A 20,990-nucleotide genomic window follows, 5' to 3' on the forward strand; every position below is an offset into this window, starting at 1 on the left:
TGGGCCTTTATGCGTAATACCTATCAAATTAGATAATAAACAAGTAATTAAGGTACGATGAAAATTTTTTATAAGACAACCTGGTTTTTGGCACTTTCTGCCATATCAGCAACAGTGCATGCACAAAATATCACGCAACAGCAACAGCCTTTTAAAGGTGTTATCGGTAAGGAGTATAGCGATTCTAAAGAAGTATGGACAGATCCCATCAGGGCTCCAAAGGATGCACCTAACGTGGTATGGATTTTATTGGATGATGTTGGCTTTGGAGCGAGTAGTGCTTTTGGTGGACTTATCCCCACACCAACATTCGATAGTCTGGCAAATAATGGATTGCGGTATACTAACTTCCACACAACAGCGATTTGTGCCCCTACACGTGCAGCGTTACTGACGGGAAGAAATTCCAGTAGGGTACATGAGGCCGGATTCTCACATAAATGGGCATCTTTTGGTTTTCCTGGTTGGGATGGCAGGATACCCTCCGATAAGGGAACCATCGCTGAAATTTTGCGGGAATATGGCTATAATACGTTTGCTGTTGGCAAATATGGCTTAACCCCGGATCAGGATGCTACTGATGGCGGCCCGTTTGATCGTTGGCCATTGGGTAAAGGTTTCGATCACTTCTTTGGTTTCTTGGGCTCGGCAACCGATCAATATAAGCCTGACTTGGTAGAAGATAATGCTCATGTGCAAACTGACGGTAGGCATTTGAGCGCGCAGATTACCGACAAAGCAATTAGCTTCATCGATCGTCAGAAAAAGGCTACCCCAAACAAACCCTTCTTCTTGTACTACGCTCCGGCAGCAACTCATTCGCCACATCAACTTGAGCAAAAATGGCGAGATCTGTATAAAGGAAAGTTTGAGAAAGGATGGGATGTATACCGCGAAGAAGTTTTTAAAAGGCAGAAAGCTGCCGGAATTATACCAGCCAATGCAACATTGCCTCCTCGTAATCCGTATATAAAGGCTTGGGATAAATTGTCTGCAGACGAAAAGAAAGTATACGCCCGCTTTTTTGAGGTATATGCAGGTTATTTAACGTATACGGATTACGAGATCAATCGTCTAATCCAGCATCTAAAGGAAATTGGCCAGTTCGATAATACCTTGATATTATTGGTAATAGGAGATAATGGAGCCAGTAAAGAAGGTACTTTCTATGGAACTATCAAAAGAAATAATAATGCAGCTGGAAAGCCGCAATCAGCGGAGGAAACCGTTAAGGCACATTTACAAAATTTTGACGTGATCGGTACGCCGGAGGCAAGTAATGGGAATTACCCCCTAGGTTGGGCACAAGCTGCTAATACACCGTTTAAATACTGGAAACAAGATGCGCATGCTGAAGGTGGTACACGGAATCCTTTAATTGTGTTTTACCCCAAAGGTATTCAGGAAAAAGGTGGCATCCGTCAGCAATATGGCCACGTGATTGACTTGCTGCCCACTACGTTGGAGTTTTTGGGACTTCAAGCACCGACGGATATCCGGGGAATTAAACAGGACACCATACAAGGGACATCTTTATTGTACTCCTTTAATGATAAAAACGCTCCTTCAAGGCATACGACACAGTATTATTACATCTACGGTTCTAGATCAATTTACAAAGATGGTTGGAAAGCAAGTTTAGCCTTTAAAATTGATGATAATAAAGGAGCTAATCAACGCAATGTCAGTTTCGATGACCCAAATCATATTGACTGGCAGTTGTTTAACCTAAACGAAGATTTTAATGAACAGCATAACTTGGCTAAAAAATATCCAGAAAAGCTTGAAGAACTCAAACAACTGTTTGACGAAGAAGCCAGAAAGAATAACCTCTACCCACTGATTAACTGGGATGACGTAGCGGATCATCGACAAAATGCAACTAAATAAAGATTATATATTAAAATATGACGTAATATGAAACAACTAACTGTTATGCTGATATTGACCCTTGCTGTTAAGGTTGTAATGAGCCAGGAAACACCAAAACAGCAGTTACCTTTCAAGGTGTTCGAAGAGAAACTAAAAGCGGCGGGGGCTCATGCGCAGATTTTAGATGCTCGATCGGAAGAAGAATACCAACAGAATCACATAAAATGTGCCCAGAGTGTGCCTGATGAAAAAGAATTTCAACGCATAACAGCGCATCTCAGTAAAAATAAACCCGTGTTTGTCTATTCCATTGGAAATGGAAGAAGCGGCATATTGGCTAATCATTTAACTAAACTGGGCTTCAAAAATGTGTATGAGTTTCCAGGGGGATTAAGCAAATGGATCGGTCTAGGTCATCCCGTAGAATCGACTGTGGGTGAAGGCTTAACACTGTCCGAATTTAATCATCAGATTATATCGGATAAATTGGTGTTGGTGGATGTGAGTTCGCGTTATTGCGGGGGATGCAAGAAATTGAAGCCCGTCGTAGAGGAGGTGGCTAACACCCATCAGGAGCGTTTAAAGTTAGTCAATATTGAAGCTTATGACAACAAACAACTAACGCAGCAACTAGCTGTGGAAGGGCTACCAACACTCATCTTATATAAGGGACAAAATGTCGTTTGGAAGAAACGGGGAATCAGTTCAAAAGAAGAAATTCTCGCTCAGGTGAGTAAATATCAATAATAGCTATGCTGACGTTAAAGGATATTATTTTATTAGCGAAGAAAATTTTAGTAGGAATTATTGTGGCGCTTATTCCCGCCATCATTATACTATTCGGCGTGCTTATTTTACAAAAATTATGGGCATAGCACCTGTGGTGGTTTTGCTGTCTAATACCCTTATTGAATTATTTATGAAAATGGAAAAAGAAGTAAAAGATCGGATAGTCAGAAACGTGTTGCTTAGCTTATTGATTTATGCTTTGCCCGTATTACTGATGTTCCTCTATTTTTGGATCACGGGTCAGAAACCTTGGATGAAATAATTAAAAAACGTTTTTTATGATACTGTTTATTGAAGCAATTTTCAAAAACCTCAACACTTGGGGTTTATCTGCACTGACACTTATTCTTGGTATTGCCGAGTTCTCTTTAGGGCTTTATGGTAAAAAATGGAACCGTAATGAAAAATTATTGGATTTAGCTTGTTACGCGCTTCCAAGATTGGTTATAAGACCTTTGGTTGCCTATTTTAGTTTAAAATTTTTACCCCACATTTTACCGGATGGGAAAGACGTATTGAGTTGGGTGCCGTTTTTTTGGGGTTTTATCATCATTTGTGTTTATGATGATCTGACACAGTACTGGTATCATCGTTTGCATCATGAGATTCCGTGGCTATGGCGTTTTCACCGTACGCATCACTCGGCATCATATATGGGCATGGCTATGGCTTCACGGCAAAACTTAATTTATACCATGTTCTTTTCCCAGATATACCTGACCTCGTTTTTGGTTTATCTTGGACTTGGATATCCTGCGTTATTTGCAACGGGAATTAAATCCCTGATTACCAAATTGGCACATTCTAGTATCAAATGGGATAAACCTTTGTACCAAAAGAAGTGGTTGCATCCACTTGCTTGGATTTTGGAACGAACCATTTCTACCCCTGCTACACATCATGCCCATCATGCCGACACAACAGACGACGGAGTGGGTTACTATAAGGGCAATTTTGGTAATATGTTCTTTTTATGGGATGTAATTTTTGGAACGGCCCATATTACACGGCAATACCCTAAAAGTTATGGTATTTCACATTATGAAGGCGATGAATGGTATGCGCAATTGCTTTGGCCGATTTTAAAATCGAAGATAAAGGGAAGCGAGCTGGCAGCTGATGGTCCAATGGTTAGAGAAGATATTAAAAAGGTCGAACCCGTGGTGGAAGAACACGTGACAAATTTGAAGCCGGTATTGGAATGAAGCTGTCCACGTTCAAAAACGAGCAGCAAATCGTAAGTTGAGTTTTTCATTATGGGTGGAATTTTATTCATTCCTTAAACTTTTGACAGGATTTGTTATGGCTGCTTTAATGGAATGATGGCTGATTGTTAAAAATGCAATCAGCATGGCGATAATGCCGGCCATTATAAAAATCCATAAGCTAAGTTCAGTACGATAAGCAAAAGACGCTAGCCAGGCATGCATGGCTAGCCATGCTATGGGTAAGGCAATAGCGATAGCAATCAAAACTAAACGTAAAAAGCCGGCTGCCATTAGTTGTACGATATTAAGCGTATTGGCTCCCAATACTTTGCGGATACCAATTTCCTTTGTTCGTGCCTGAGCGGTAAAAACCGTCAAGCCCAATAGGCCTAAACAAGAGAGAAAAATCGCAATGGCCGAAAAATAATTGAATAAAGTGGCTTCATGCAATTCTCCTTGATAGAGATAATTAAAGATGTCGTCTAGAAAAAGATAGGAAAATGGATAGGAAGCATTATATTTTTTAAACTGACTTTCTGCGGCGTTAATGGCTTGCTGTGCTTGAACTGATGTGGTTTTGATCTGTAAAATGTTGGCTTTTTCAGGGGCATAATAAAAAATAGCTGGCTTGATTTTGTTTTTCATGGATTCGAAATGGAAGTCTTTCACTACGCCAATGATTGTCCCTTCTTTATCCCATAACCTAAATCGCTTACCTATAGGCTCTTTTATACCAGCTTCCTTTATGGCGGTTTCATTGAGTATGAAATGACTGCTGTCGCTTGGCATACCGCTGAAATTTTTTCCTTGTTGCAATTTCATTTTATAAAAAGAAAGAAAATTATAGTCTACAGCAACGGGATGAAGGATAAAAGTAGTGTTTGATTGCTTACCATCCCAATGATTATCGCCGGTGATATTGCCTAACCAAAGGATATTACCCATAGAGCGGGTAACATCGCTGATGCCCGGTTGCTTTAGTAGTTCGGCCTTTATGGCATCGTAGTGGACCGCTAAATCGTGCATACCCATACCTAATACCTGGTCTTTGTTATAGCCCAGATCCTTTGTGCGCATATAATGCAATTGTTTAGTAATCAATATCGTGCTGGCAATCAGTACAATCGAAAAAACGAATTGAATGACAACCAATATTTTTCGAAAAAGTAAGTCACCAATGGTATTAGAGATCTTACCCTTCAGCGCCTTTAAAGGTTCGAATGAAGATAATAGCAGGGCAGGGTAGATGCTGGATGCGATGAGTGTAGCTCCTATTGCAGTAAAAAAAATACCCCAAAACTGCTTGTTGGTAAAGTCTAAAACAAGTTGTTTGCCGGATAATTCATTAAAAATAGGCATGAGTGCAGACATGAGGACAATAGCGAGTAATGCGACAAACAAAAATAGCAATACGGTCTCTAGGATAAACTGCATGAACAACTGTCCCTTGCCTGCCCCAATGATTTTGCGGGTGCTGACTTCCTTTGCACGTAGCATGGCGCGGGCAGTGGAAAGGTTGACATAGTTGATGCAGGCAATGAGCAAAATAACGAGCGCAATAGCTATAAAAATTTTTACAGTTTTCATGCCGCGATCGGTACCATCTGCTTGATACAAATGATTCTCGCTTATAGGTTGTATCAGGTAATCTACATCGGTGTCTTCGGCTTTGTGTGCTAGATGGAGCTGATTCAATTGTTGGCGTAGCTTACTGATAGACGTTTGCGGTTTCAGTTGTAGATAAAGCTCATAATTGAAGGTGGAGAAATCATTCATGATATCATGTCCCTTTAGCCGCTCGCTTTTAATATGATAACTCATGGGTAACATCAGTTCGTAATCGAAGCTGGAGTTGGGTTGGAAATTGGCAATAACGGCACTAACGGTTAAGGGTATACTGTCATTAGCGAGTATGATTTTTCCAAGCGCATTGCTTCTACCAAAATACTTTCGTGCTGCCTTTTCGGTTAATACAACGGATTGGTCATCAATAAAAGGTTTGCTTGATTTCCCGTTAACAATAGATAGATCGAACATGGAAAAGAAAGCAGGATCTACGAATACCGCATGGTCACCGTTAAATACTTCATCGCCATAACGGTAAAGGGAAAACTCTCCTGCAGAAGTAATACGTGCCTGATCAATCACTTCAGGGAAAGCCTCTTTGGCCAATGGCCCCATTGGAGCAACGTCGACCGACCAAATTTGCCTACTATAACCTGTACCTCCAAATAGTTCTAATTTATAGAGCTGAGCTGATTTGGGATAAAAACTGTCGAAAGTTAACTCATCTTGTACCCAGATCAAAATAAGGGTACCTATGGCTAAGCCAACAGTTAGTCCTAAAATGTGGATAGAAGTAAAAAACTTGTTTTTCCAAATGTTGCGCCAAGCGGTCTTGAGGTAATTTTTAAACATGCCTTTATGACTTTGGAAAAATAGGGATCAATTATGCTGCCACAGGAAGAACAGGCGTTCAGCGTGCAACAAAAGCTATATGTAAAAGTGTGGGTGTTCGAAAACGAACATTTCATTGCACGATAATGAACATTGCGTTAAAGTTTAGAATAGGTATCACTTTAGCACTTTAAAAATCGAAGTTGACAGCTTGTCGCGATTGTAGCTCATAAATTAAACTTATTGTCATACGTATCTCATGTTCAAAATAAATAAGGAGAAAGTTTGTATATGTGTATTAAATACACTATCTTTGTGTCATCATAATTTAGGTTTATAATTGGTTAGTTAAAAGCCTTCAATCTCCCCGGTTGAAGGCTTTTTTACATTCAGCATCTGTGTCGGTGAGGCCATGGTATTGTTTTTGTACTAGATTAAACGTGTACAGGAATTATAGCCGCAAAGTCAAACGTAGTGAAGCTACTCATGTGCGTTTAAAAAAATGAATAACAGAACAATAAAATGCTGATGAAAAAGGTAATGATACCAACAGGTAAGTTGATATTTAGTGCATTATTTAGTATGGTGCTGGCGGTAAGCGCTTGTACAAATCGTTCCAATGAACAAACAGATACTAAGATCATAACAGATACAACAAAAAATGAAGTGATTGACATACCCTATACCGTTGCTAAGAATTATTTTGTACGCAATGATTTTGATCCTTCAAAGTTGTTGACACCGAAAATTACTACCCAAGAAAGTTTTGACAAATTATTTGGTATGGCTACTGTAATGGGCAAAGATGGAAAACCAACACCCATCGATTTTACCCGACAATATGCAATTGCCGTTATCTTGCCCGCTGCTGAAAGAAGAATAAAGTTAACAGTGGAAGCTTTACAACAAAGCAATCAGCAGATTATCCTTCGTTATACAGAAGAGGATGAGGGTAGTAGTAGCACTATGAAAATGCAACCGTTTTTATTGCTTATCGTAGATAGGCAATATGGTGGCCATGTAGTCGTAGAACAAATGTAAAGCGAAGCTACCAGATGTTTCAGGATTTCTCTAGTTCTTGCACAAAGTCTCGCCCCCAATATTCGACATCATAATACGAGACGGCCTCAAAAGAACGTTTTAACCTTATTTCCTTTTCTTGTGTATCCATCATCAATCCTTTTAATAACGATTCAATCATACTTTTGCGATCATACGGATTGGTCAAGATAGCGTAAGGGAGCTCAACGGAAGCTCCTGCAAATTCTGAAAGAACCAAGGCACCATCAAAATCAGCCAACAGACCTTTGGTAGCGATATATTCTTTTGCAACGAGATTCAAGCCGTCGCGGAGCGGAGTGATCCAGGCAACATCGCTAATAGCATAATAGGTAACGACATCGTCAAAGGGTAATGATCGATAGAAATACTGAATGGGAAGCCAATCCATGGTGGCGTATTTACCATTAATCTCGCCAACAGCTTGATGAAGTTCGTCTCTGATTTGATCGTAAATTTTCATACCTTGAGAGGGCGGTGTGCAAATATTGATGAGTTCTACTTTGCCTCGATATTCGGGATAGTCTTTTAAAAACTCACCAAACGCATTGATCTTTTCCAGTGGTCCTTTAACGTAATCCAAACGCTCTACTGATAAAACCGTTTTAATGTTTTTGCGCTGCTTAGCTTCTTGAAGGCGTTGGATATTGGGTTTTACTTTCGCGCTTGTTAAAGAGCGGGTGATACTTCCCATATTCACACCAACAGGTTGGGCACCTAACCTAATCCGACGACCTTCTACCTCGATAATCTTTGTCATACTTTCTACACCCAAAGCACAACTGTAGGTAAGAAATTGCTTGGCTGCTTGGATCGATTTGATGACGCGGAAGGGTACGTGACTGCGTAATACATCAATGAAGTTTTCTACATAACGCGGGATATGGAAGCTTATAAAATCGCACAATAGTAAAGATCCAACAATTTCACGTCGCCAAGGTAGGATATTGAACACATCGGCTGCAGGAAAGGCTGTGTGGTGGAAAAAACCGATTTTGAGATCAGGCCGCATAGGTTTAAGAAAAGCAGGTACCATCCAAAGGTTATATTCATGTATCCAAACAAAGGCACCCTGATCGGCTTCGCGCGCTACACGGTCGGCAAAGCGCTTGTTGATATATAAGTAATGACTCCAGTCTTCATGATTAAATTTAGCTTTATCGACAAACGAAAAGATGGTAGGCCAGAAAGCTTCTTTGGAAAAGACTCTATAAAATTGATCAATGTCCTTTTTGGATAATGAAATAGTGGAGCTCCAAAGTTTGGGATATTTCTCCTGATCGATGAGTTGATTAGGGACGTCTTGTTCGTCTTTCTGTTGTGCTTCTTCACCAATCCAAATACCTGATCGGCCTGTTTCAAACAATCCAAGCAAAGAGGGAATGATGCCATTTGGACTTTTAGGAGCATGGCGCACCGTCTTTCCTTTAATAACGGTTTTTTCGTAGGGTAGCCGATGGTAAACAATAACCAATTGATTTTTTGCTTTTTGGCGTTTTGTTTTAGTTGTCTTGCGTGTTGAAAACAGTTTTTGAAAGGCATCTAAGTGTTGCATGGCTTCTAAAATACCGCCAGCACCTGCTTCTTGTGCATGGTATACACCTAAAATGTCTTTAGTGGCATCCAATAAGGCCTGTTCAGATGCTCCAACGGCTACTCCTTTGCAGCCAATTTGGAACATGGCTAAGTCATTTAGTGTATCGCCTGCTACGAGTACTTCATCGTCTTCTGTGGTCAGGATGTTTACCAATTTACGCAATGTAGAACCCTTGTTCACCCCTTTTGGTAAAAAGTCGAGATATTTATCTAGTGACGTAATTACATCTAGGTTTTTTTGTTTGGCTACAGCCATCGCTTGACTTAGATCTGTTGCTTTCGAATAAAAAAAGGAACTTCTTCGTTGTTGCGGAACATCTTGTGGTTCAATGCCATCAATTTGTGCTAATTGTTGCCGTAAATCAAATACTTCAGTCCAATTACGTTCTATCTCTGATTGGATGGGTTCAATTTTATCTAATGTATGTCCATTGACAACGGTGGCACCTACGTCGGCAATGATATAGTCGGGTGTTGGAATGAGTGGATCATTAAGCAGCGGGATAACTGTTTCTAATCCACGACCCGTAACGAAGATCAATGTAAAATCCTTGGCCTCTTTAATGAGTTGATAGAGCTCCATTCGTTTATTTAGTTCACCACCAAGAAAAGTTCCATCTAAGTCGGTTGCTAATAGCATACTATTTTAGTTTTTGTTCTAATAATTTGAATTCGGTAGAAGCAGGCATATGTTTAAACAATACCCGATAAGCAGCTTGTAATATGGGGAAATCTGCTGGTAGCTGCTGGACAGTTTGATAAAGCCCTTGTGTTGCACCATATCCTTCGGCTACCATCTGCATGGATCGCTTGGCTTTTTCTACACTATAACCTCTGCCAATTAATTCGCCAAAGGTACGGTTACGACTGTGCTCCGAGTAAGCGGTTACCAGTAAATCGCCCGCATAAGAAGAATTTAATATAGGCTGTACACTACCGATGGATTGAAGCATATTACTCATTTCATGCAGTGCATTAGCCACCAATACGGCTATAAAATTATCACCGTAACGCAATCCTTTAGCCATCCCACAAACGATGCCCACGACATTCTTATAAATCGCAGCATAACTGACTCCCCTGATATCGTGACAAGATTGTACATGCATATAGTTCGTATTGAAGCAAGCGCTCAACAATTCTTGTATCTCGGCGTTGGGTGAAGCAATGGTTAAATAAGTCTTTTTGCCTAAACCTACCTCTTCGGCGTGACATGGACCGGCAAGAATAGCTTGCTGTTGATGGTCCACGCTAAAATAGGTCGCGATAACATCTGTTGGTATGTCGTAATAAGGACCAACCGTCCCTTTAATCGTACTGATCACGATTTTATCGGTTATCCAATCGCTTTCGAAATGATCCAGTAATGTAGGGAGCTGCGCACTGGGAACCGCAAAAAGTAAGGCCTTGCTACGTTGCGCAGTTTGTTGTATATTCGATAGCGTTCGAATATAGCGTGTGTCTAAAGACACCAAATTTAAATAATCTGGATTATAACCTGTTTTTTCTATAGCTTGTGCTTGTAGTGATCTTTTGATATACCAGTTAACTAATAATTTATTATCCGTTAAAATTTTTACTAATGCAGTAGCCCAACTGCCACCGCCAAAAACACCAAATTCAATCAAAATAAGTGATTTTAGATAAATAGAAATTAGACCGTCTAACAATTTGGTCTGATTGGTTTGCAAAGGTACTGTTTTTTGGAAAAAATACCAACTTTTAGTTAAATATCTTCTGTTGATAGTGGCTAAGTATTTGTAAAAAAGTGTTTTGCGAAGAAATGTAGATTTCTAGTAATACCGTATATATACGATGGATTATAGATACATGTACGGATGTTTTTTGTATCAACTTGCTGTAAATGAATTGATTGTATAGTAATGGTAGACAGATTGTAGACGAGTGTCTATCCATGTTGTAGTTTTATTGTAGACTTACTTGCTCAGGTAAGCGAGGTGCAAACCGTTACTTTTGCCTTCAGTTGTTGAACAATTAAATTTTTGAATCATGACAAATCGAAACATGGCTATTGTAGGTTACATTACTATTATCGGATGGGCTATTGCCTATTTTTCTTATCGTAATGGAAAAGAAAAGAGTTCCTTTGTTCGCTACCATCTAAATCAATCATTGGGAATAGTACTTTTATCTGTTGCTTTGAGTTTCATTAGCGCTATTTTGCTTAGCATCGTTCCGTCATTAGCTACATTGCTGTACCTGGTCTCCTTAATTCCATTCGTATTTATGTTATTGGGAATTATCACTGCAGCTAATGAGACACAACGCCCTGTACCAGTTATTGGTAAGTGGGTAGAAGGGAAGTTTAATCTATAACGTAATAAGGAAGCGATGATTATTTTTGGAACACGGGGCAGCTTGGTAAACACCAGCGAACCGAAAGCAAATTGCGTTTATTGTGGCTCGGAACATAGTGTCGGGTTTCATGGCTATGTGCGTTATTTCCATATTTTCTGGATTCCAGTATTCCCCTATAGCAGAAAGGTGATGAGTTATTGTGCCCATTGCCGACAAGTACTTTCTAAAGAGGAAATGCCAGCCGATCTGGCGATTCAGGCAAAAACGGAAAGGCCTCGCTTGCGTTTGTGGCATTTTAGTGGTATTGGTCTTATTGTAGCCTGCTTGGCCTTTGCAGGTATTGCCGAGAGTTATGAAAAAAAACAGACAAAAACATTTATGCAAGATCCAGAAGTTGGTGACGTTTATGGCATAAAATTAGCTAATGGGCATTATACGTTGTGCGTATTAAGTAAAATTGAACCTGATTCTTTGGGGTTTCGTATGAATAATTATGAGGTCGATGCGGCGGCCGACTTAAGTAAGCTTCGAAATCATTATGCAAATGATTATGAAGATAGCTTGTATTTTTGGCCTAAGTTTGAATTAGAGCGATTGCTGAACGAAAACTATATCGTCCAAATTAAACGAGACAAGTAACCCTCACTGGCATGGGAACTTTAGTTTAGCATGTAATTACTTGCAGTTTACCAAATAAATATAACGTATATACGTTCTAGTTTTGAATGAATTACCTCAAGCTATTTTTCTTGAGCATAACTTGGTTACTAATGACGAATGAAGAATTAATATTGATCGCTAATGCTGCGAGTAAAGGAGACATCGAAACCATGGGAGATATCCTGAAGCAAGCCTCAGGAAAAGTGGACTTCCAAGACTATACATTAAAAAATACGGTAAGCCAGTTGATCCGGCACAACCATTACGAAATCTTGAATCAATTTATACAGAAAGGTATACTGTCTACAGATCTTTATGATTATGATCGTTTGGATACAGCGGTTATTGATGTATTGGTAAGGCCTCAAGTTTTAGCAGAAGACGCGTTAACAGACTACTTAGATTGGTTGCGTGGTTATCTGACGCAAATTGATGATATTGATGAAGAAGTAGCTTCTGTTACCTTATTAGAGCATGCCTTAACGGTAAAAGCACCTGTGTCAATTTTAAAGACCATTGTTGATGCAGGAGCCGATTTGCATCGTACGGATCAATATGGACAAACATTGCTTTTCAAGGTTTGCAATTTACGTATGCAGGATCCACAACGTATTTGTGAACTGATAGATTGGTTGCTAGCTGAAGGGGTTGATCCCAATGCAGCCAATGTTGAACAGAAAACACCTTTACACGTAGCTGTCGATACGGTAAAGATAGAAGCGGTAGAGAAGTTGCTGCAAGCAGGAGCCGATCCGAATTTGGCAGATTGGAACGGAGAAACTGTTTTTTACTATGCAGTTGCGCGACAATTTAATGCTACGTTATTGGAAAAACTGTTACATGATGCTACCCCTGATTTCCACAGGCAAACCAAACAGGGTGAAAACCTATTGAATGCTTTTCTTAGGATGATCTATAACGATAGTGAACAAAACGTAAAGATTGTGAATTTATTATTAGAACATGGTGCAGATTTAAAGGAAGCTTCGCTTTGGTATCAACGTGAAAAAACTGGTGTAGATTGGTTGGCCGAGCGATCAGCAGCTTTGTTGGAAAATGTGATGGAAAGAGGGTATCTGGATGTAGATTATCGCGATAACCTAGGGAATACGCTCTTACACAAAGTGTGTCAGGTAGAACTTAATTATGACGAGAACAAAGCCCGTGACTTATATAGGAAAGTAAAATACCTCATTCAACAGGGGATAAATCCCCAAATAGAAAACACAGAGGATAAGAAAGCAGTTGATTATGCTATGGCCGATAACCTGAAGGTTAAAACAGTGGAGTGGCTATTGAAGCAATAAACGTACTGAAATAAATTAATTATTTATGTCTCAATCATTTATCGTTGCTTGCGAAGGAGGAAAACGCAAGATTGCTGAAATTTTATTAGAAAAGGATCAGGTTGATGTATCCTATACCGACGAGTATGGGCGTACAGCATTGCATTACGCTGCCCATAGGGGTTACTTGGATTTGGTAAAGAAACTGCTTGCCGCAGGGGCATCCGTTGATTATGAGGATCATCATGGAGAAACGCCCTTGTTTTTTGCTTTGTTACAAAAGCAGAAACAAACAGCCAATTGCCTACTTGAACATGGGGCAAATATACATATCAATGACTTTAAAGGGAATAGTTTACTTCATATCGCAGCTCGTACCGGACAACAGGATATGGTAGAAAAGTTGCTTGCTGAAGGTTTAGATGTAAATGCCTTGAATAATGATGCGGTATCACCTTTATTATTAGCCGTGCAATACAAATACCCTCCAGTAGTGCAATTATTGGTACAACAAGGAGCAGACGTGGATATTACTGATAAAGCTGGAAATACATCCTTGAATTTGGCGATTTCTTCAGGATCAGTACCGATTGTTAATACCTTGTTAGATCATGGTGCGGCAGTCAATTTACTCAATGATCAGAGCGAGGGACCGTTATTGTTGGCGGTAATGACTGGTAACCGGATTATTGCACAGAAATTGGTAGAGCAAGGAAGCGATATCTTTGCCGAATCAGCTGAAGGTATTTCACCAATCTGGTACGTATGTAATAGTAATCAAAAAGAATTACTTGCTTTATTTTTGGAAAAAGGGCTATCGCCAAACTATGCTCGCCCGGTCGATTCTTTTGATGGAAAAGATGGACGATACCTGGAAAAATTAACCGCTCATACGGGTAGACAAACATTTATTCTTGGTTTTGAACCGCATTATGCGGGTGAAACTTTGTTACAAACGGCAACGAAAATGGGCTACCTTTCTCTGGTGAAGCAATTACTTGACGCGGGCGCCTCCATTGATAAACAAGACGCCTCCGGCAATACGGCGTTACACTATGCAGCAGCTTATGGGAAAAAAGATGTTCTTCGTTACCTTTTGTCGCATGGTGCAACTACAGACGTGGCCAATGTACTCGAACAGAAACCGATCGACTATGCTAACATGCAAGGCTTTAACGAGATTACAGCGCTGCTAATTGATTATGGCGCTAAAACGAATGATATCAGTGACGGACCAGTAAAGGCAGGACAACCTGTTAAGCCAGAGGTACAACAAGGGATGGATATGGCGCAGAAAAAACAGGCATTGTTTGATCTTAAAGAATTGTTGGATGCTGGTATCATCAGCCAAGGAGAATTTGATGCCGAAAAAGCAAAAGTGCTAAAATCGTAAACATTTGTCGCTTTTTTTCTTAAAAAGATAAACGTTAAAACTTATTTTGAGCATTTGCAAAATATTTAATACTATTGTAAGGCATTAGGATGGTAAGCCAGCAGGCATCTGGCTTGTGAAAATGGATATTATAAACCCTTTTTAAAATGACTTTTATTATACGCTATTTTTACAGTGCTTGCGTGTTGCTTGTTGGGGCTTTTGTTTGCTATAGTTGTAATAATAGTAACCAATCTGGCGTAAAAGCAAGCAAGAAACCCAATATTATCTTTATCTTTTCGGATGATCATGCCTACCAAGCCATAGGAGCGTATGGTAATTCTTATGCCAAAACACCTAATATTGATCGTATTGCCAAAGAAGGAGCTATTTTTAATAACTTTTTAGTTGGTAATTCGCTTTGTGGTCCAAGCAGGGCAAGTCTACTTACCGGTAAGTATAGCCATGCTAATGGTTACCTAGCCAACGAAGGGAAATTTGATGTGAGCCAACAGTTGTTTAGTCGTTTGCTAAAACAGGCCGATTACCAAACGGCCTGGATTGGTAAGTGGCATTTGGGTACTTTACCGGGAGATGCTTTTGATTATTGGAATATTCCGCCGGGCCAAGGTAATTATTATAACCCTGATTTTATCAATCAACAGCATGATACTACACGTATAGCGGGATATATTACCAATATTATAACCGATTTGGCTACATCGTGGTTAGATAAACGCGATCAGGATAAACCCTTTTTTCTGGTGGTGGGTGAAAAAGCAACCCATCGTGAATGGCTGCCGGATTTACCAGATTTAGGGGCGTATGATTCGGTGAATTTTCCTTTACCAGAAACGTTTTATGATAGCTATGAAGGGAGGAAGGCTGCTGCTGATCAGGATATGACGATTGCTAACACGATGCGTTTAAAAGAAGATTTGAAAGTCCATGTGGATTATTCGATGGCCGATTTACCGGAAAGGCGAGAAAAACTTAAACAGAAATTTTTTGGCGACAAGACACTTACTGCTGAACAAGAGCAATGGTTGAATAATCGACTTAACAGTGGATTATACCAACGTTTTAATGAAGAGCAACGCAAACAGTTCAGTGCATATTACGAAAAAATATCTAAAGAATTTGATGCTAAAAAGTTAAGCGGTAAAGCGCTTACTGAATGGAAATACCAGCGATATATTAAAGACTACCTATCTACGGCTAATGCTTTAGATCGTAATATCGGTAAATTACTAGCCTATTTAGACAACCATGATCTAGCCGAAAATACGATTGTGGTTTACGGTTCGGATCAGGGATTCTATATGGGTGAGCATGGTTGGTTTGATAAACGTTTTATTTACCAGGAGTCTTTACGCACACCTTTCGTGATTCGATATCCTGGTGTAATCAAACCTGGTACCAAAATAAATCAGCATGTATTGAATATTGATTGGGCTCCAACCTTATTAGACATTGCAGGTGTACCTATTCCAAAGGATATTCAAGGACAATCCTTCCTGCCCATATTACAGGCAAATGGAAAAGCAGTTGAGCTACGTGAGGCCAGCTATTACCATTATTACGAATTCCCAGAGCCACATCATGTATCACCACATTTCGGCATCACGACGTCAAAATATAAATTGGTGCGCTTTTACAAAGGACAAGAGGCTTGGGAGCTCTACGATTTAGAAAAAGATCCACACGAGTTGCACAATGTCTATGCAGATCAAGCCTATCAACAGACTATCGTAAAGCTAAAAGATACCTTGAAAAATCTGATTGATCAATACCACGATACGGATGCTGCCAAGATTTTTGCTAAGCAGATTTAGTACTCTTGTGTAGACGGTTCTTTTATCCAAATTATGATACTCCCCATTGGTTGGACAACAATATCACTAAATTAAGATACATTTTTCACTTTGTCTGCATATTTTTCATCCGGTGTAACCTTTCCGATAGACTTGTGCNGTTTTCGGTGTATCTAGATTTATAGAGATTTCGGAGCTGGAGACCACTGGATTCCGTCGCGGATTGACCATTGTCGCTGATTAAACAATAAGACGAAAAGATGTGTCTTTGAACGTTTAAGTCTGGTTTTTAGCTGGTCAAACTTATTCGTATTGTTTGGTCAATGATTTCCGAAATAGGGTGATCAATGATACCGAAATTTCCAACAATAACGTATATTTGAAATATACCTTGGAAAATATCATGTCCATCAACCACAAAAATCTAAAGAATCTCTATCCGCAGAACTTTAACAATATTACCCCGCAATCAAACATGTAGTTCGTCGGACGGATACGAAGCACTGCACTTGATTTAACCACGTCAGCCCCCATTGCGGCAAACGGCTGTTGGCGGTAACTTTTCTATCTGTATTCATATGCACAAACTAAGCGATCGGTTTATCCAACCTTCGGCGATGAGATATAGTATATAAATACCTAATGCAACAATGCCTAGGTATAGGAGGACGAATACAATGGGAAAGTACATCATACTTCAGGGTTTAGCTTTAGGTTGATCTGATGACACAGTTCACGTTACACTCCCGGTTTACTACAAAAGTGGAAATGTTAAAATATAAATGGAACTTGATTCCCAATAACTTCAGCCACCTAGGTCTGATGTCTAAATTTGAGACATCAAAATAATATCTATTGTTTTTTATTTTCTGTTTACTTTGATAAATAAGTCCTTATTACTCAACTCGATTACGGTTCACTAAAGCTATAAGTTCTACCCGCTTGGTAGCGCAATCAGTTTCCAAACCATTTAAAACCACTTGACTTACAGAATTCTCCCGAATGATATATAACTGCCATCTGTGTCGAAAATACTGAACATTTCATCATCTACTATTCTTCCGAAAGATGTGTAGTTGCCATTGATATCAAAAATATTGAATCGTTCATCGTCAATAAATCTTCCAAAGGAAATATAATTCCCGTTGGTATCATAAATATTGAGCCTTTCTTCATCAATCAATGTCCCAAATGCAATATAGTTACCAGTAGTATCAAAGATATTAAGCCTGGCATCAATTTTCATGATTTTTACTCTAGTTTGGTATGTTGTTGCTCCTATGATTCTAAGTTGATTGTATATCCGTCAATGCTCTCAATTTCATTATGGTCAAAGGTTATTTCCGGAGCATTCCCAGTCCAATATTTAAATTCAAGGCTTCTCACGTCTTTTTCTGGAATATCCTGTACCGAAAAATCTGCTATCTCATTTTCAATCAATTTTAGTGTGAATTTGGCTAAAGCTTCCTCCCATTCTGTCTTGTTTTGGTTCTGCGGTAGATATTGACTCCAGACACCTAATAACGATCCTGTAACTACAACGTCGGCATAGCCTTCTTTTATTTTGTTTCCGGCATCGTCATATACTTGGAAGTAAAAATGAAGCTTCCTTGCATCCATCCCATCCCTAGGTAGGATATCGTAGTCATATATTTTAATAGTTGCCATAATTTGGTTGTTTACTATTTCTGTTTTATGAAGTTGTAATGGTTTAGATCCGTTATTTACTGTATTAAGCAAAGCTTTTGAATGTTTTAGGTTGTTTTCTTATATCATTTTATCGAAGTCTGTAATATTGGGATAATGGCTGCGAACATGCTTCTTCTGTTCTTTAATTGTCGCATTAATTGCTTCTTTCATACGTTCGGTTTTGAAATTTTTCATTTTGAAATAGGTTTAATAAGTTATTATGTAAATATAATGAAATTGACTGAGTAAATATACCAGCTTTACTGTTTTCAATCGAGCTAAATATTCCTATCTCACTTGTTAAATCCGGAAGGTTCTTACCTTAACAGGATGATTCGTTCTTGAAATGTAGGAATACTAATTAAAGCCGTACGAGACCGTCAAGCTGGCACACACTTAGTCGCGAACTCATTAAGTTTATTAAAGTCTTCCTCTGCTTTGGTTGTGTCTGGTGGTGTTGGATTTAGTCCAGCAGCCGCATCGTGTATCCAACTTGAACTTTCAGTCATTCCATTTTGGATGTTGTCTAAAAACTCATCTGTTATTATTACCTTTTTTAATTTTTGTGTTTGTACGCCTAGCATAAATCTTTCTACAACACCTTTAAAAAGTCTTTCCTCAACGGCTCTTTCCCAACTTTCACGTAGTAATTCGTACCAAGCTTTTGCTGCAAAAAGATAATCATCTTCATTTCCTAAGTGTTCAATTTTTTTCAAACGGACTAGCCTTTCTCGTAACGTTCCAATTCTTTGCTTAACTGGTTGAGCAATCCAAGGTAAGTCAGGACTTATCACCCCTGGATTTCCTCCAGCATTTCTAAGTGTTGTAAAGCTGCATAGAATACCTTTTGTTTCTGCATAAATTTTCAATCGAATAAAAAAAGCAATGTCGTGAGTAAAAACAATAACTTGTTTCTGACGCGCAAGTTCAACTAGTCTTTCGGCTATTTTTTCGCGTCTGTGATGGTCTTGTGATGTAACGGGGTCGTCAAAAAAAACACCTTTATTTAATGGGTTCATCTGAACCTCTGTTAAAAAGTCAGCCAAAGAAATTGCTCGTTGCTCTCCCTCACTCAAAATACTATTTGCGACGATCCCCGCAACGTGGAGCTTACGTAAAGTTGAACCTTTTGCATTTCTCTGTGCTATTTGAACAACTTTTGGGGCATTGAGCTTTTTGCACTCGGTATTAAAAGTTTCCGTGTATTTGTCTGTGATGTGAATTGTAAATAGTTCTCCTTGTTTAATAGTGATGGATTTTGTGTTGAAAGCGGAAGCGGAGATTTCTGCCTTTGCCGACCATTTGTGGGCGGCAACAAAAACTAGAATTTGTTCCAATAATTTACTTAGTAAACTTTTGTCAGTAAGGAATTGTATTTGCTTTTCTAATTCTTCTATCTCTTTAGAAGGGTTTTTTCGAAATAAATCTTCAATAGTAGCTTTCAATTTAGCATTAACAGAATCAAGTTCATTTGTTGAAACTTCAAAAGGATGCATTGGCAAGTCAATATTTTTATTTGCTAAATTGGAAATAGCATTAATTCTTGATGTTTCGGATAGCAAAGCGATGTCTTTCCATTTTGTTGCAAATAGTGCGTCTATAGTATTTACATATTCAAAAAGGGTTGTTGTTTCATCAAAGTTAGTAGGTATTAGATTATTAAGTTTCTTTTCTAATTCTTTAATTGCTTGAATAACACGGTTGAGTTGGGTATGATACTCCCCATTGGTTGGACAACAATATCACTAAATTAAGATACATTTTTCACTTTGTCTGCATATTTTTCATCCGGTGTAACCTTTCCGATAGACTTGTGCCTTCGCTCTGAATTATAGAAGGTGATGTAATCCCTGACCTGACGGTACAGGTCGACTCCGCCATTAGGTGGATTGATATAGATCTTCTCCCTTTTGATCGAACCCCAGAACCTTTCTATGAATATATTATCCAGCGCACGGCCTTTTCCATCCATCGAAATTTCGATATTGTTATCCTTCAGTGCTTTGGTGAATATAGGGGAAGTAAACTGGGAGCCCTGGTCGGTATTGAATATCTCGGGAGCCCCATAGTTTCCTATAGCTTCCATCAGCACATCCCTGCACCATTCCACGTTCATCGTGTTGCCCACCGACCAGCCAACGATCTTCCTGCTGTACACATCGATGATGGCAAACAGGTACATAAAGCCACGGAACATGGGGATATAGGTGATATCGGCCTGCCATACCTGATCTGGACGTTCGATTTTCAGCCCCCTGAGCAGATAGGGATACTTATAATCCGCTTTATTTGCCTTGCTCAGGTTCTTTTTGGGCCAGATAGCCCTGAGGTTCATCACGTGGTAAAGACGTCTTACCCGCTTTTCCCCCACTGGATGGCCTAGATCATGTTTTAGGTAGGATGTCATCCGTTCCACCCCGTAGAAGGGACAGTCAAGGAATTTTCGGTCTATCAATTTCATTAGCTGTTGGTTGTACAGTGACTCACCTTTGGGCTTATAATAATAGTTGCTGCGCGGAAGGCCGATAAGTCTGCACTGCTCCGAAACGCTGATCTTTTTTTCGGACGGGGAAACCAGTTTGCGTTTCTCTTCCATGCTCATTTCCCCAACACTTTTTTTAAGAAATCGACCTGGATCTGTAACTCACCGATCTTGGAATAGAGTTCTTTCTCCTTCGAATCATCTTTCTCTTCTTTCTTTTCACCGGCGAACACCTGTTCGGCATTGGCCAGAAATTCACGTTTCCAGGTATTGATCTGTGTAGGGTGCAGCTCATATTTCACTGCCAGTTCCTGAATGGTCTGTTGCTCTTTGATCGCTTCTATGGCTACCTTCGCCTTAAAGCCTGCACTGAATTTTCTACGTTCCTTTTTCATTTTCAACTGCTAATTTAAACATTTATGCAGTTGTCCAGTTTTTGGGGAGTAC

General features: G+C 39.4%; 18 protein-coding genes. 10 read left to right on the forward strand and 8 right to left on the reverse strand.

What is annotated here, in order from left to right:
- Nucleotides 1-57 precede the first annotated feature (57 nt).
- From ABD930_RS06745 to ABD930_RS06760, 4 genes are all read left to right on the forward strand, one after another.
- Nucleotides 58-1,890, forward strand: a complete 1,833-nt coding sequence (locus tag ABD930_RS06745) for an arylsulfatase (RefSeq protein ID WP_345230968.1) — start codon at nucleotides 58-60, stop codon at nucleotides 1,888-1,890.
- Nucleotides 1,891-1,917: 27 nt separating this feature from the next.
- Nucleotides 1,918-2,619: a thioredoxin domain-containing protein gene (locus ABD930_RS06750; protein WP_345230969.1), complete on the forward strand. Its 702-nt coding sequence runs from the start codon at nucleotides 1,918-1,920 to the stop codon at nucleotides 2,617-2,619.
- 118 nt (nucleotides 2,620-2,737) lie between these two features.
- Nucleotides 2,738-2,923: a hypothetical protein gene (locus ABD930_RS06755; protein WP_345230970.1), complete on the forward strand. Its 186-nt coding sequence runs from the start codon at nucleotides 2,738-2,740 to the stop codon at nucleotides 2,921-2,923.
- A gap of 16 nt (nucleotides 2,924-2,939) precedes the next feature.
- Nucleotides 2,940-3,866 carry a sterol desaturase family protein gene (locus ABD930_RS06760; RefSeq protein ID WP_345230971.1) on the forward strand — a complete coding sequence of 309 codons (927 nt, stop codon included), beginning with the start codon at nucleotides 2,940-2,942 and terminating at the stop codon, nucleotides 3,864-3,866.
- 63 nt (nucleotides 3,867-3,929) lie between these two features.
- Here the strand turns inward: ABD930_RS06760 and ABD930_RS06765 are convergent, their stop codons facing one another.
- Complete coding sequence (locus ABD930_RS06765) at nucleotides 3,930-6,287, reverse strand: ABC transporter permease (protein ID WP_345230972.1); 2,358 nt, start codon at nucleotides 6,285-6,287, stop codon at nucleotides 3,930-3,932.
- 507 nt (nucleotides 6,288-6,794) lie between these two features.
- Between ABD930_RS06765 and ABD930_RS06770 the strand changes: the two genes are divergently transcribed.
- Nucleotides 6,795-7,307 (forward strand): hypothetical protein, encoded by a 513-nt coding sequence (locus ABD930_RS06770; RefSeq protein ID WP_345230973.1) that lies wholly within the window; start codon nucleotides 6,795-6,797, stop codon nucleotides 7,305-7,307.
- A gap of 19 nt (nucleotides 7,308-7,326) precedes the next feature.
- Here the strand turns inward: ABD930_RS06770 and ggpS are convergent, their stop codons facing one another.
- Nucleotides 7,327-9,561, reverse strand: a complete 2,235-nt coding sequence (gene ggpS / locus ABD930_RS06775; RefSeq protein WP_345230974.1) for a glucosylglycerol-phosphate synthase — start codon at nucleotides 9,559-9,561, stop codon at nucleotides 7,327-7,329.
- A 1-nt stretch (nucleotide 9,562) separates the two neighbouring features.
- A complete protein-coding gene (locus tag ABD930_RS06780) occupies nucleotides 9,563-10,612 on the reverse strand; it encodes an NAD(P)H-dependent glycerol-3-phosphate dehydrogenase (RefSeq protein ID WP_345230975.1) in 1,050 nt (349 codons plus the stop codon).
- A gap of 319 nt (nucleotides 10,613-10,931) precedes the next feature.
- On the opposite strand from ABD930_RS06780, the gene ABD930_RS06785 reads away from it, so the two are divergent.
- The 5 genes from ABD930_RS06785 to ABD930_RS06805 all read left to right on the forward strand — a co-directional run bounded on the left by ABD930_RS06785 (nucleotide 10,932) and on the right by ABD930_RS06805 (nucleotide 16,393).
- Nucleotides 10,932-11,258 (forward strand): magnetosome magnetite crystal formation protein family, encoded by a 327-nt coding sequence (locus ABD930_RS06785; RefSeq protein ID WP_345230976.1) that lies wholly within the window; start codon nucleotides 10,932-10,934, stop codon nucleotides 11,256-11,258.
- Nucleotides 11,259-11,273: 15 nt separating this feature from the next.
- Nucleotides 11,274-11,879, forward strand: coding sequence for a zinc ribbon domain-containing protein (locus ABD930_RS06790; RefSeq protein ID WP_345230977.1), 606 nt, complete (start codon nucleotides 11,274-11,276; stop codon nucleotides 11,877-11,879).
- A gap of 131 nt (nucleotides 11,880-12,010) precedes the next feature.
- Nucleotides 12,011-13,207, forward strand: coding sequence for an ankyrin repeat domain-containing protein (locus ABD930_RS06795; RefSeq protein ID WP_345230978.1), 1,197 nt, complete (start codon nucleotides 12,011-12,013; stop codon nucleotides 13,205-13,207).
- A 25-nt stretch (nucleotides 13,208-13,232) separates the two neighbouring features.
- A complete protein-coding gene (locus ABD930_RS06800; protein ID WP_345230979.1) occupies nucleotides 13,233-14,579 on the forward strand; it encodes an ankyrin repeat domain-containing protein in 1,347 nt (448 codons plus the stop codon).
- 146 nt (nucleotides 14,580-14,725) lie between these two features.
- A complete protein-coding gene (locus ABD930_RS06805) occupies nucleotides 14,726-16,393 on the forward strand; it encodes a sulfatase family protein (RefSeq protein WP_345230980.1) in 1,668 nt (555 codons plus the stop codon).
- A 964-nt stretch (nucleotides 16,394-17,357) separates the two neighbouring features.
- On the opposite strand, the gene ABD930_RS06810 is transcribed toward ABD930_RS06805, so the two are convergent.
- The 5 genes from ABD930_RS06810 to ABD930_RS06830 form a co-directional block, all read right to left on the reverse strand.
- Nucleotides 17,358-17,618, reverse strand: a complete 261-nt coding sequence (locus tag ABD930_RS06810; RefSeq protein WP_345230981.1) for a hypothetical protein — start codon at nucleotides 17,616-17,618, stop codon at nucleotides 17,358-17,360.
- Between the two features lie 32 nt (nucleotides 17,619-17,650).
- Nucleotides 17,651-18,040: a hypothetical protein gene (locus ABD930_RS06815; protein WP_345230982.1), complete on the reverse strand. Its 390-nt coding sequence runs from the start codon at nucleotides 18,038-18,040 to the stop codon at nucleotides 17,651-17,653.
- Nucleotides 18,041-18,441: 401 nt separating this feature from the next.
- The gene (locus tag ABD930_RS06820; RefSeq protein WP_345230983.1) at nucleotides 18,442-19,623 is read right to left on the reverse strand and encodes an AAA family ATPase; all 1,182 of its coding nucleotides are present in this window, start codon (nucleotides 19,621-19,623) and stop codon (nucleotides 18,442-18,444) included.
- 188 nt (nucleotides 19,624-19,811) lie between these two features.
- A complete protein-coding gene (locus ABD930_RS06825; protein WP_345230984.1) occupies nucleotides 19,812-20,663 on the reverse strand; it encodes an IS3 family transposase in 852 nt (283 codons plus the stop codon).
- Nucleotides 20,660-20,938 (reverse strand): transposase, encoded by a 279-nt coding sequence (locus ABD930_RS06830; RefSeq protein WP_345230985.1) that lies wholly within the window; start codon nucleotides 20,936-20,938, stop codon nucleotides 20,660-20,662. Before ABD930_RS06830 ends, ABD930_RS06825 begins: the two co-directional genes overlap by 4 nt.
- Between the last annotated feature and the right edge of the window lie 52 nt (nucleotides 20,939-20,990).

Source organism: Olivibacter ginsenosidimutans (assembly GCF_039542865.1).
Lineage (GTDB): Bacteria > Bacteroidota > Bacteroidia > Sphingobacteriales > Sphingobacteriaceae > Olivibacter > Olivibacter ginsenosidimutans.

Coding starts and splice junctions, on each gene's coding strand:
- ABD930_RS06830 (WP_345230985.1), bottom strand. CDS start 20,938: ATGAAAAAGGAACGTAGAAAATTCAGTGCAGGCTTTAAGGCGAAGGTA.
- ggpS (WP_345230974.1), bottom strand. CDS start 9,561: ATGCTATTAGCAACCGACTTAGATGGAACTTTTCTTGGTGGTGAACTA.
- ABD930_RS06745 (WP_345230968.1), top strand. CDS start 58: ATGAAAATTTTTTATAAGACAACCTGGTTTTTGGCACTTTCTGCCATA.
- ABD930_RS06750 (WP_345230969.1), top strand. CDS start 1,918: ATGAAACAACTAACTGTTATGCTGATATTGACCCTTGCTGTTAAGGTT.
- ABD930_RS06765 (WP_345230972.1), bottom strand. CDS start 6,287: ATGTTTAAAAATTACCTCAAGACCGCTTGGCGCAACATTTGGAAAAAC.
- ABD930_RS06800 (WP_345230979.1), top strand. CDS start 13,233: ATGTCTCAATCATTTATCGTTGCTTGCGAAGGAGGAAAACGCAAGATT.
- ABD930_RS06810 (WP_345230981.1), bottom strand. CDS start 17,618: ATGAAAATTGATGCCAGGCTTAATATCTTTGATACTACTGGTAACTAT.
- ABD930_RS06795 (WP_345230978.1), top strand. CDS start 12,011: ATGACGAATGAAGAATTAATATTGATCGCTAATGCTGCGAGTAAAGGA.
- ABD930_RS06770 (WP_345230973.1), top strand. CDS start 6,795: ATGAAAAAGGTAATGATACCAACAGGTAAGTTGATATTTAGTGCATTA.
- ABD930_RS06815 (WP_345230982.1), bottom strand. CDS start 18,040: ATGGCAACTATTAAAATATATGACTACGATATCCTACCTAGGGATGGG.
- ABD930_RS06790 (WP_345230977.1), top strand. CDS start 11,274: ATGATTATTTTTGGAACACGGGGCAGCTTGGTAAACACCAGCGAACCG.
- ABD930_RS06805 (WP_345230980.1), top strand. CDS start 14,726: ATGACTTTTATTATACGCTATTTTTACAGTGCTTGCGTGTTGCTTGTT.
- ABD930_RS06825 (WP_345230984.1), bottom strand. CDS start 20,663: ATGAGCATGGAAGAGAAACGCAAACTGGTTTCCCCGTCCGAAAAAAAG.
- ABD930_RS06755 (WP_345230970.1), top strand. CDS start 2,738: ATGGGCATAGCACCTGTGGTGGTTTTGCTGTCTAATACCCTTATTGAA.
- ABD930_RS06760 (WP_345230971.1), top strand. CDS start 2,940: ATGATACTGTTTATTGAAGCAATTTTCAAAAACCTCAACACTTGGGGT.
- ABD930_RS06785 (WP_345230976.1), top strand. CDS start 10,932: ATGACAAATCGAAACATGGCTATTGTAGGTTACATTACTATTATCGGA.